The 12,256-nt window shown below is 46.1% G+C and carries 6 protein-coding genes; all 6 read right to left on the reverse strand.

All coding sequences use genetic code 11. The annotated features are described in order from the left end of the window. Window positions 1-110: 110 nt before the first annotated feature. The 6 genes from ACO6VG_RS22790 to ACO6VG_RS22815 all read right to left on the reverse strand — a co-directional run bounded on the left by ACO6VG_RS22790 (window position 111) and on the right by ACO6VG_RS22815 (window position 12,115). Window positions 111-1,913: an F-box/WD repeat-containing protein gene (locus ACO6VG_RS22790; RefSeq protein WP_422138412.1), complete on the reverse strand. Its 1,803-nt coding sequence runs from the start codon at window positions 1,911-1,913 to the stop codon at window positions 111-113. Between the two features lie 340 nt (window positions 1,914-2,253). Then, a complete protein-coding gene (locus ACO6VG_RS22795; RefSeq protein ID WP_422475792.1) occupies window positions 2,254-4,053 on the reverse strand; it encodes an F-box/WD repeat-containing protein in 1,800 nt (599 codons plus the stop codon). A 340-nt stretch (window positions 4,054-4,393) separates the two neighbouring features. After that, window positions 4,394-6,193 (reverse strand): F-box/WD repeat-containing protein, encoded by a 1,800-nt coding sequence (locus tag ACO6VG_RS22800; protein WP_422475794.1) that lies wholly within the window; start codon window positions 6,191-6,193, stop codon window positions 4,394-4,396. After that, on the reverse strand, window positions 6,183-8,015 hold the full coding sequence (locus tag ACO6VG_RS22805; protein WP_422134395.1) for an F-box/WD repeat-containing protein: 1,833 nt from the start codon (window positions 8,013-8,015) through the stop codon (window positions 6,183-6,185). The genes ACO6VG_RS22800 and ACO6VG_RS22805 overlap by 11 nt, the downstream gene beginning before the upstream one ends. Before the next feature lie 314 nt (window positions 8,016-8,329). Continuing rightward, window positions 8,330-10,138: an F-box/WD repeat-containing protein gene (locus tag ACO6VG_RS22810; RefSeq protein WP_422475797.1), complete on the reverse strand. Its 1,809-nt coding sequence runs from the start codon at window positions 10,136-10,138 to the stop codon at window positions 8,330-8,332. Window positions 10,139-10,270: 132 nt separating this feature from the next. Then, on the reverse strand, window positions 10,271-12,115 hold the full coding sequence (locus tag ACO6VG_RS22815) for an F-box/WD repeat-containing protein (RefSeq protein WP_422138417.1): 1,845 nt from the start codon (window positions 12,113-12,115) through the stop codon (window positions 10,271-10,273). Between the last annotated feature and the right edge of the window lie 141 nt (window positions 12,116-12,256).

A 12,256-nucleotide genomic window follows, 5' to 3' on the forward strand; every position in this document is an offset into this window, starting at 1 on the left:
TAGAGTCGGCTTTGAAATAAAAGTTCATAACAGGTTGTAAGTGTCACCAAAAAATTTTTGCTTTTCAGCACACGCGCAATGGCGTCCCTTTTATTGATCACAGCCAATAATCAAGTATTCATAGATAGCTTATAAATTCTCAATTTGTTATGGCGAAAGGGCGAAACCAAATGGTGGCCATTGGCACTGAGGGCAGTTGATTTGGGCGAACCTTTATGGTCAACAACGGCTTTTTCTACCCATAATCCACTACTATCCTGACCATAAATTTTTACCGTTCTGTCTGTACTGGTAGTCACCACAAGGCGGCCATCGGCGCTAAAGGTGGCTGATGTGACAACACTCAGATGGGAAATGATGGCCTTTTTGACCCAGGATCCATCAGTCTTCAGACCATAGATTCTCGCCATGCCATCGTTACTGGCCGTCACCAAATGGCGGCTATCGGGGCTGAAGGTGGCAGAGCTGACATAGTTATCATGGGAAATAGTGCGTTTTTCTTCCCATGATCCGTCGCCCTTCTTACTACAGATTTTCGCTATGTTATCGTGACTTGTCGTCACCACATGATTGCCATTGGGGCTTAAGGCGGCTGAATTGACATAGCTCCTATGGGAAATGAAAGCTTCTTCTCCCCATGATCCATCGTCCTTCAGACCACAGATTTTCGCTGTGCTGTCTTCACTGGCCGTTACCAAATGGCGGCTATCGGTACTAAAGGTAGCTGAGTTGACCTTCTCATCATGGGAAATGATGATTTCTTCTTCCCATGAGCCATCGTCCTTTTGACCATAGACTTTCACTGTGCCATCTGTGGAAGCTGTCACCACACGGTGACTATCGGCACTGAAAGTGACTGAGTTGATCCGTAGGTCATGAAAAATAGTGATTTTTTTTGCCCATGATCCATCGACTTCCTGATCGTGGATTCTCGCCGTGTTATTGTGATCAGCGGTCAACAAATGACTACCATTGGCGCTGAAGGCGGCACAGCGGACCCAATCGTCCTGGAAAATGGTGAGTTTTTCTTCCCATGACCCATCGTCTCCCTGAAAACAGATTTTCGTCGTATTATCCTTACTGGCGGTCACCAAATGGCGGCCAAGGGCACTGAAGTTGACTGAGGTGATAGCGTCATCATGGGAAATGGTGAGCTTCTCTTCCCATGTCCCATCGATTTGACTATAGATTTTTGCCGTACAATCCCAACTGACAGTCACCAGATGGCAGCCATCGGCGCTGAAGATGGCAGATTTGACAATGTTTTGATGGCAAATGATGCCTTTTTTTACCCATGAGCCATTGGCCCTCTGACCATAGATTATCGCCGTTGCATCGTCACTGGCCGTCACCAGATGGCTACCATCGGCGCTGAAGGTGGCTGAGTTCACGATGTCTTTATGAGTAATAACGGCCTCTGTATCGACATTATACTTTTCGCATTGCGACATCAGTCGGGCTTTGACGAAATGGAAAAGGGCAGGAAAATAAACGGCCTTTCGGTGTTTTATGAGTGATTCGATTAACGCTTGATCCTTCGTAAACGGTCTCAGCCAATTTCGGAGCTGTTCTTTATCCTTTACAGGAAGGCTTTTTTTCAATTGATATTGATGTGGTAAAGAAAACCGGCGATACCACGTCTTTTCCAGAACATATTCGTTTTTAATAAACCTGTTTAAGTGTGTTGATACCTGTTGCAAACTGATGATATCCCGAAGTTCCAAAAAGCGAAAAATTTTGAGGGTTAATTCCTCGGGCAAATCGTGCAATAAAGCGGTTTTCTCTATTTCTTTTTCAGGCACAGTGACGAACCTGCCCGCATTGACACCCGATGGTTCTTCCTCCAATGAAATGCTCACAGGTGGTAGCGAAGGTGAACCGACTATGTCGGAATGATTAACGTCAGAATACATATCTGGTTTCTCTTAAGTCTTCACCTCTCCGATAAGCAAAGACATTCAAAATTGATGAAGTCAGTTAAGTACCTGGCCAGTTGGTTTCGCATATTCTGGCGAGTGGATTTTTTCATCCTTCAAGGCGCAACGACGGGCTCGTAGCCATAGCTACGCAACCAGAGTTGGAACGCAGAAGGATGGAAAAAGCCGCCGTCCAGAATAGGCGAAACCAACTGGTTAGGTACTTAGAGTCGGCTTTGAAATAAAAGTTCACAGAGTGTTGTTAGATACCACTAAAAGAAATTTCTGCCTTTCAGCACATACGCAATGGCGTTCGTTTATTGATCACAGCAAACAATCAGTTCTTCATCGATAGTTTATAAATTCTCAAATTGTCAAAGAGAAAAGGTGAAACCAAATGGTAGCCATCGGCACTGAGGACAGTTTTGGCCATACCTCTATGGGTAACAACGGCTTTTTCTATCCATGACCCATTAGCCCACTGACCATAAATTTTTGCCGTTCCATCCATACTGGTGGTAATCACAAGGCAGCCATCGACACTAAAGGTGGCTGTTTTGAGTGAAGCTTCATGGGAAATGATGGCCTTTTCGACCCAGCATCCGTCAGTCTTCAGACCATAGATTTTCGCCTTGCCATCGTTACCGGCAGTCACCACATGACAGTCATCGGGGCTGAAGGTGGCTGACCTGATACCGTAACCATGGGAAATGGTGCGTTTTTCTTCCCATAATCCGTCGTCCTTCTTACTTAAGATTTTCGCCGTTTTATCGCTACTTGTTGTCACCACATGACGGCCATCGGGGCTGAAGGCGGCTGAGTCAACATTGCCCTTATGGGAAATGGCAGCTACTTCTCCCCAGGATCCATCGTCCCTGTGAACACAGATTTTTCCCGTTTTATCGTTACTGGCCGTAACCAAATGGCGGCTATCAGCACTGAAGGTAGCTGAGTTGACCCAGTGGTCATGGGAAATTATGGATTCTTCTTCCCAAGAGCCATCGATCTTTTGACCATAGATTTTCACTGTTTCATCGATAGAGGCCGTCACCACACAGCTACTATCCGCGCTAAAGGCGGCTGATCTGATCAAATAATTATGAGAGATGGTGACTTTTTCTTCCCATGATCCATCGTCCCGCAGGCAGAAGATTTTTGCCGTGTTATCGTAACTGACAGTCACCAAATGACGACTATCGTCGCTGAAGCTGGCTAAGTGGACCCAACCACTATGGCAAATGGTGAGTTTTTCTTCCCATGACCCATCGTCTTCCAGGACAATGATTTTCGCCGTTTTATCCTTACTGGCGGTCACCAAATGGCAGCCATCAGCACTGAAGATAATTGAAGTAACATCGTTATCATGGGAAATAATGAGCATCTCTTCCCACGCCCCATCGACTTGACCATAAATTTTTGCTGTGTGATCCCAACTGGCGGTCACCACATGGCGGCCATCAGCACTGAAGATGGCAGATCTGACACCACCTTGATGAGAAATGACGCCTTTTTTTGCCCATGTTCCATCAGTCCTCTGGCCATAGATTATCGCCGTTGCATCGTCACTGGCCGTCACCAGGTGGCTGCCATCGGGGCTGAAGTTGGCTGAGTTCAACCTGTCTTCATGAGCAATAACGGCCTCTGTATCGACATTATACTTTTCGTATTGAGACATCAGTCGGGCTTTTGCAAAATGAAACAGGGCAGGAAAATAAACGGCCTTTCGGTGTTTTATGAGTGATTCGACTAATCCCTGATCCTTCGTAAACGGTCGCAGCCAATTTCGGAGCTGTTCTTTATCCTTTACAGGAAGGCTTTTTTTCAATTGATATTGATGTGGTGAAGAAAACCGGCGATACCACGTCTTTTCCAGAACATATTCGTTTTTAATAAACCTGTTTAAGTGTGTAGATACCTGTTGCAAACTGATGATATCCCGAAGTTCCAAAAAGCGAAAAATTTTGAGGGTTAATTCCTCGGGCAAATCGTGCAATAAAGCGGTTTTCTCTATTTCTTTTTCAGGCACAGTGACGGACCTGCCCGCATTGACACCCGACGGTTCTTCCTCCAATGAACTGCTCAGAGGTGGTAGCGAAGGTGAACCGACTATGTCGGAATGATTAACGTCAGAATACATATCTGGTTTCTCTTAAGTCTTCACCTCTCCGATAAGCAAAGACATTCAAAATTGATGAAGTCAGTTAAGTACCTGGCCAGTTGGTTTCGCATATTCTGGCGAGTGGATTTTTTCATCCTTCAAGGCGCAACGACGGGCGCGTAGCCATAGCTACGCAACCAGAGTTGGAACGCAGAAGGATGGAAAAAGCCGCCGTCCAGAATATGCGAAACCAACTGGTTAGGTACTTAGAGTCGGCTTTGAAATAAAAGTTCATAAGTAGGTTGCTAAGTGCCACTAAAGAAATTTCTGCCTTTCAGCACATGCGCAATGGCGTTCCTTTTGTTATCACAGCCAATAATCAAGTATTCATAGATAGCTTATAAATTCTCAAATAGTTATGTGGAAAGGGTGAGACCAAATGGTGGCCATTGGCACTGAGGACAGTTGATTGGGCCAAACCTCTATGGGCAACAACGGCTTTTTCTACCCATAATCCATTAATATCCTGACCATAAATTTTTGCCTTTCCATCTGTACTGGTGGTCACCACAAGGCGGCCATCGGCGCTAAAGGTGGCTGATTTGACGGCACTCAAATGAGAAATGATGGCCTTTTCGACCCAGGATCCGTCAGTCTTCAGACCATAGATTCTCGCCATGCCATCGTTACTGGCCGTCACCAAATGGCGACTATCGGGGCTGAAGGTGGCAGAGCTGACATAGTTATCATGGGAAATAGTGCGTTTTTCTTCCCATGATTCGTCGTCTTTCTTACTAAAGATTTTCGCCGTGTTATCGTGACTGGTCGTCAACACATGGCAGCTGTTGGGGCTGAAGGCGGCTGAGTTGACATAGCGATTATGGGAAATGACTGTTTCTTCTCCCCATGATCCATCGTCCTTCAGACCACAGATTTTCGCCGTGTTATCTTCACTGGCCGTAACCACATGGCGGTCATCGGCACTAAAGGTAGCTGAGTTGACATGGTGATCATGGGAAATGATGGTTTCTTCTTCCCATGAGCCATCGTCCTTTTGACCATAGATTTTCACTGTGCCATCGTTAGAGGCTGTCACCACACGGTGACTATCGGCACTGAAGGTAACTGTGTTGATCCGTTGGTCATGGAAAATGATGATTTTTTTTACCCATGACCCATCAGCTTCCTGACTATAGATTCTTGCTGTGTTATCAAAACTGGCGGTCAGCAAATGACGACTATCGGCGCTGAAGGCAGCAAAGCTGACCCAATCATCATGGGAAATGGTGAGTTTTTCTTCCCATGTACCATCGTCTCCCAAAACACAGAGTTTCGCCGTGTTATCCTCACTGGTGGTCACCAAATGGCGGCCACCGGCACTGAAGGTGACTGAGAAGAAATCATCATGGGAAATGGTGAGCTTCTCTTCCCATGTCCCATCGATTTGACTATAGATTTTTGCCCTACAATCCCAACTGACAGTCACCAGATGGCAGCCATCGGCGCTGAAGATGGCAGATTTGACAATGTTTTGATGGCAAATGATGCCTTTTTTTACCCATGATCCATTGGCCCTCTGACCATAGATTATCGCCGTTGCATCGTCACTGGCCGTCACCAGGTGGCTACCATCGGCGCTGAAGGTGGCTGAGTTCACCCTGTCTTCATGAGCAATAACGTCCTCTGTATCGACATTATACTTTTCGCATTGAGACATCAGTCGGGCTTTGGCGAAATGGAAAAGGGCAGGAAAATAAACGGCCTCTCGGTGTTCTATGAGTGATTCGACTAACGTTTGATCCTTCGTAAACGGTCTCAGCCAATTTCGGAGCTGTTCTTTATCCTTTACGGGAAGGCTTTTCTTCAATTGATATTGATGAGGTAAAGAAAACCGGCGATACCATGTCTTTTCCAGAACATGTTCGTTTTTAATAAACCTGTTTAAGTGTGTAGATACCTGTTGCAAACTGATGATATCCCGAAGTTCCAAAAAGCGAAAAATTTTGAGGGTTAATTCCTCGGGCAAATCGTGCAATAAAGCGGTTTTCTCTATTTCTTTTTCAGGCACAGTGACGGACCTGCCCGCATTGACACCCGACGGTTCTTCCCCCAATGAAGTGCTCACAGGTGGTAGCGAGGTTGAATCGACTACGCCAAAGTTGTCAGCATTAGGATGCATGTCTGGTTTCTCCTGAATCAGACGCCCCTAGCCTATAAATTTGCACCCGGCCATCGGTACAGGTGGTCACCACATGATGGCCATCAGAGCTAAAGCTGGCTGAGTCAATCGAACCGTCATGGAAAATGATGGCTTTTTCGACCCATGATCCATCCATCTCCTGACCATAGATTTTTACCGAACCATCGCGAGTGGCAGTCAACACATGGCGACCATCGGGACTAAAGGAGGCTGTATTGATCCGGGAATCATGGGAGAGGGTGACTTCTTCCTGCCATGATCCATCGGGCTTCAGGCCATAGATTTTTGCCGTTCCATCTTTGCTGGCGGTCACCACACTGCGTCCATCGGCACTGAAGGTGGCTGAGATGATTGAGTTAGGATGGGAAATGGTGACTTTTTCTTCCCATGATCCATCATCCTTTGGACCACAGATTTTCGCCGTTTTATCTGCACTGACGGTTACTGTGTAGCTGCCATCGGGACTAAAGGCGGCTGAATGGACACCGAGACTGTGGGAAATGGTGGTTTCTTCTCTCCATGACCCATCGGCCTTCAGACCAAAGATTTTCGCCGTCTTATCCCAACTGGCGGTCAACAGACGGCTGGCATCAGGACTGAATATGACTGAGCTGACCCAGCGAGCGTGGGAAATAGTGAGTTTTTCTTGCCATAATCCATCGTTCTCCTGGCTGTGGATTTTCACCTCGAAAGCGCGACTCATGGTCGCCAAATGACGGTCATCGGCGCTAAAAGTGGCTGATTCGATCCAGCTATCATGGGAAATGATGGCTTTTTCTTGCCATGACCCATCAGTCTGTCGGCTAAGGATTTTTGACGTCATATCGTAGCTGGCGGTTACTACATGAAAGCTATCAGCGCTGAAGGTGGCTGAGTTGATCTGGTGATTATGGGAAATGGTGAGTTTTTGCTCCCATGACCCATCAACGCCCAGACCATAGATTTTTGCCGTGTTATCGTTGCTGGCGGTCACTACATAGCAGCCATCCGGGCTGAAGGTAGCTGACACGACGAAGTCTTCATGGGAAATGGTGGTTTTTTCTTCCCAGGACCCATCGGCTTTCTTACCATGGATTTTCACCTTGTTATCCCAACCGCAGACGGTCAACACGTGGCGGTCATCTGCACTAAAAGTGGCAGAACCGACAAAATGATTATGAAAAATGGTGATTCTTTCTACCCATTTACCATCGTCCTCCTGGTCATATATTTTCGCCGTGTCGTCGTAACTGGCCGTCACCAGATGGCGGCCATCGGTGCTAAAGACGGCTGATGAGACCCCAATATTATGTGCAATGGTAGCTTTTGTATCCAAATGGAATGTTTTACATCGAGACATCAATCCAGTTCTGGTGAAATGGAACAAAGCAGGAAAACAAACTGTCTTTCGATATTTTATGAGTGATTTTACTAAGGCTTCGTCCTTCGTAAACGGCCGCAGCCAATTACGAAGTTGTTCTTTATCCTGTGCAGGAAGGATTTTCTTTAGTTGATATTGATGTGGTGAAGAAAACCGTTGATACCATGCCTTTGCCAGAGCATGATCGTTTTTAATAACCCTGTACAAGTGACTCGACACCTGTTGCAGTCGGGCAATATCCCGAAGTTCCAACAAGCGAATAATTTTGACGGTTATTTCCTCGGGCAAACCTTGCAATGAAGCGGTTTTCTTTATTTCTGTGTCAGGTAAAGTGACAGACCTGCAGGCCATGACAGCAGATTCTTCACCCTCCGGTCTTGCCAGATTGGCCGGTAGCGAGTACGAGCCGGATATGCCGGAGTGACTAAACTCAGAATGCATATCTGATTTCCCCTGAGCTATTATCTCCCCTCGATTAAGAGGGTGTAGCAAAACTCTGGTTCCCATGCTCCAGCGTGGGAACCCATACCCATCTCGCGCTGCAGAGTCCGCTTTTCAGGGGAGGTATGCATTCCCAAGCAGAGCGTGGGAACGAGTTGTTAGAGTTTTGCGACACCCTCTTAACAAAGAGGTTCTAAATTGATAAAAACAATTAGAGGCGGCTTTGAAATAAAAGTTCCTGACAGGGTCTTAAGTTTCTATCTTTCAGCGAATGCAGAATGGCATACCCTTTATTTGTCACAGCAAACAAACAATCATTTATCCCTCTTTAATTTATTAATTCGCACTTTGTTATCGTCAGATACGGTTACAAAGTGGTATCCATCGGCACTGAAAGTAACTGAGTTGATCCGGCTTTTGCGGGAAATAATGACTTTTTCGACCCATGATCCATCGGTCTTGTGGCCATAGATTTTTGCTGTTCCATCCCGACTGACGGTCAGTACATGACAGCCATCGTCACTAAAGGTAGCTGATTTGACCCCATCTCTATGGGAAATGATGGCTTTTTCGACCCATGATCCGTCAGTCTTCTGACCGCAGATTTTCGCCTTGCCATCCATACTGGCAGTCACCACATGGCGGCTATCGGGGCTGAAGGTGGCAGAGATGACATCGTCATTATGGGAAATGCTGAGCTTTTTTTCCCAGACTCCATCGTCCTTCTGACTACAGATTTTCGCCTTGCGATCCTTACTGGCAGTCACCACATGGCGGTCATCGGGACTAAAGCAGGCTGAGTTGACCCAATTATCATGCAAAATGGTGACTTCTTTTTCCCATGAGCCGTTGAATCTCTGACCACAGATTTTTGCCTTGCCATCTCTGCTGGCGGTCACCACACGGCAACCATCGGAGCTGAAATTGGCTGAAGTGACCCAGCGATCATGCAAAATATTGACTTCTTTTTGCCATGAACCATCAGCCCCCAGGCTATGGATTTGTACCTTGTTGCCTGTACCGGCGGTCACCACTAGACGGCTATCAGCACTAAAGCTGGCTAAGTAGACATTGTGATCAAGGGAAAGGGTGGTTTCTTCTACCCATGATCCATCGGTCTTCTGACCATAGATTTTCGCCTTTTTATCTCTACTCATAGTCACCAGATGACGGCCATCGGGGCTGAAGGTGGGCGGGTTGAGCCAGTTATCATGCAAAATGGTGATTTTTTCTTCCCATGATCCATCGTCCTTTTGCCCACAGATTTTCGCCGTATTATCCTGACTGCTGGTCACCAGATGGCAACTATCGGGGCTGAAGGTCACTGAGTTGATATAGTCACCATGAGAAATGGTGGCTTTTTCTTCCCATGACCCATTGGCCTTCTGGCTATGGATTTTCAACTTATTATCCCAACCACTGACGGTCACCAGATGACTGCTATCTGCACTGAAGGTGGCTGAGTCGACAAAGTGATCATGCATAATAGTCCTTTCTTTTACCCATTTCCCGTCGTCCTTCTGGCCATATATTTTCGCCGTGTTATCAAGACTGGCCGTGACAATATGGCGGCCATTAGAGCTGAAAGTGGCTGAGTTGACCCAGATATCGTGGGTAATGGTAACTTTTTTAACTACTCTGAAGGTTTCGCATTCAGACATCAGTCGGGCTTTGGTGAAATAGAACAGCGCAGGAAAATAAGTTTTCTTCCGTTTTTTTATGAGTGATTTGACTAACGCTTTATCCTCAGTAAATGGTCGCAGCCAGTGACGGAGTCGTTTTTTATCCTTTACAGGCAGGATTGTCTTTAATTGAAATTGATCTGGTGAAGAAAACCGTTGATACCAGACCTTTGCCAGAACATGATTGCGTTTAATAACCCCATAAAAGTGAGTCGAGACCTGTTGTAAACGGGCAATATCCCGAAACTCCAACAAGCGAAAAATTTTGATGGTTAATTCCTCGGGCAAATCCTGTAATGAAGCTGTTTTCTTTATTGCTTCGTCAGCTACAGTAACAGACCTGCCCGCACTGACAACAGAGGGTTCTCGCTCCGATCGCAGGAGCTTGGTTGGAGGCGAGCATGGACCAACCATGCCGGATTTATTATTTACACTATCCATACCTGATTTACCCTGAGTTAGTATTACCCTCGATTGAAAAGGACGTTCGAATTTGACGCAGGAACTTTGAGTCAATTTTGAAATAAAAGTTCGATTGCTATAAAACCCTGTTCGAAGTTTCAAGAAAAGTGATCAAGGTGGCGGCGGGCTTATGGATCGTGGAAAAGCACTGAACGTATACTTCTTCAGCAGCTGGTCGATGGGTGCAAAAGTACTGGTGGTCAGCACATGGTGACTGTCAGCGCTAAAAGTAGCTGAGTGAATCTTAGTGTTCTGTATCATGATGGCTTTTTCGACCCATGATCCATCAACCTGCTGACTATGGATTATGGCTGTTCCATTAATACTGGCGGTCACCACATGGCGGCCATCGGAGCTGAAGGAGGCTGAGTTGATCCAGTTATCCTGGGAAATGATGGCTTCTTCTCTCCATGATCCATCGATCTTGAGACCATAGATTTTTGCCGTTCCATCTCTGCTGGCAGTCACCACACGGCGTCCATCGGCACTGAAGGTGGCTGATTCGATAATGTCATTATGGGAAATGGTGATTTTTTCTTCCCATGATCCATCAGCCTTCGGACCACAGATTTTCGCCACGTCATCGTCACCGACAGTCATTACATAGCAGCCATCGAGGCTGAAGGTGGCCGATTCGACCCTGAGATGGTGAGAAATGGTGGCTTCTTCTTCCCATGAACCACCCGTCTTGAGACCAAAGATTTTTGCTGTGTAATCGTTACTGTTGGTCACCACTCTGCGACTATCAGCACTGAAAGTGACCGAGCTGATCCAGCGATCGTGGGAAATGGTGACTTTCTCTTCCCATGATCCATCGACCTCGAAGCTGAGGATTTTGGCCCTACTATCATTGCTGACGGTCACCAAATGGCGGTCATCGGGACTAAAGGTGGCTGAGGTGACCCAATTATTATGGAAAACAGTGGTTTCTTCTCTCCAGGTTCCATCGGTCTTCTGACCATAAATTTTTGCCATGTTGTCGCAACCAACAGTCACAAGATGCTGGCTATCGGCACTGAAACAGGCTGAGTTGATCCAACCACTATGGGAAAGAGTGAGTTTATGGTCCCATGAGCCATCGACGCTCTGACCGTAGATTTTTGCCGTGTTATCGTTACTGGCGGTTACCACATAGCATCCGTCTGGGCTGAAGGAGGCTGAGTTGAGACATTCATCATGGGAAAAGGTAGCTTTTTCTTCCCATGAGCCATCGGCTATCTGTCCATGGATTTTCACCATGTTTTCAAAACCACTGAAGGTCACCAGATGACTACCATCTCCGCTAAAGGTGGCTGACATGATCCAGTAATCTTGGGGAAAGATCGCTTTTTCTGCCCATGAACCGTCGACCTCCTGCCCATACAATTTCGCCTTCTTATTATCACAATTGGTCGCCAAAACATGGCGGCCATCGTCGCTGAAGGCTTTTGAAAAAACCCAATATTTTGAAATGGTCGCTTTTGTATCTAAATTGAATGTCTTACATTGAGACATCAGTACAGTTTTGGTGAAATGGAACAAAGCAGAAAAATGAACGTTCTCTCGCTTTTCTATGATTGATTCAATTAACGCTTCATCCTTCGTAAACGGTCGCAGCCAGTTACGAAGTTGTTCTTTATCTGTGTTTAGAAGGATTTTCTTAAGTTGATATTGATGTGCTGAAGGAAACCGTTGATACCATTCCTTTGCCAGAGCATGATCGTTTTTAATAACCCTGTTTAAGTGAGTCGACACCTGTTGTAAACGGGCAATATCCCGAAATTCCAACAAGCGGATAATTTTGATGGTTAATTCTTCGGGCAAATCGTGCAATAAAACGGTTTTCTTAAGGTTTGTATCTGCTACAGCCACGGTTCTACCCACACTGACACCCGATGACTCTCCCTCTGATTGTGCGAGATTGTTTGGGGTCGAGAATGAATCGACTGAGCCTGAGTTATTAGCATCAGAAAGCATCTCTGAATTTTCCTGAGTTAGTACCGCCCCGATAAACAAAGACGTTCAAAATTGATAAAGAAAATTAGAATCTAATTTGAAATAAAAGTTCAAAACAGGGTCTTAAAAAGTTTCTGTATTTCAGCACATGCAAAATGGCGT

The sequence above is a fragment of the Endozoicomonas sp. ALB032 genome (assembly GCF_049310125.1).
Lineage (GTDB): Bacteria > Pseudomonadota > Gammaproteobacteria > Pseudomonadales > Endozoicomonadaceae > Endozoicomonas_A.

Excerpts from the sequence above, each read along its gene's own strand:
- ACO6VG_RS22790 (WP_422138412.1), bottom strand. The coding sequence starts at position 1,913 with ATGTATTCTGACGTTAATCATTCCGACATAGTCGGTTCACCTTCGCTA.
- ACO6VG_RS22795 (WP_422475792.1), bottom strand. The coding sequence starts at position 4,053 with ATGTATTCTGACGTTAATCATTCCGACATAGTCGGTTCACCTTCGCTA.
- ACO6VG_RS22800 (WP_422475794.1), bottom strand. The coding sequence starts at position 6,193 with ATGCATCCTAATGCTGACAACTTTGGCGTAGTCGATTCAACCTCGCTA.
- ACO6VG_RS22805 (WP_422134395.1), bottom strand. The coding sequence starts at position 8,015 with ATGCATTCTGAGTTTAGTCACTCCGGCATATCCGGCTCGTACTCGCTA.
- ACO6VG_RS22810 (WP_422475797.1), bottom strand. The coding sequence starts at position 10,138 with ATGGATAGTGTAAATAATAAATCCGGCATGGTTGGTCCATGCTCGCCT.
- ACO6VG_RS22815 (WP_422138417.1), bottom strand. The coding sequence starts at position 12,115 with ATGCTTTCTGATGCTAATAACTCAGGCTCAGTCGATTCATTCTCGACC.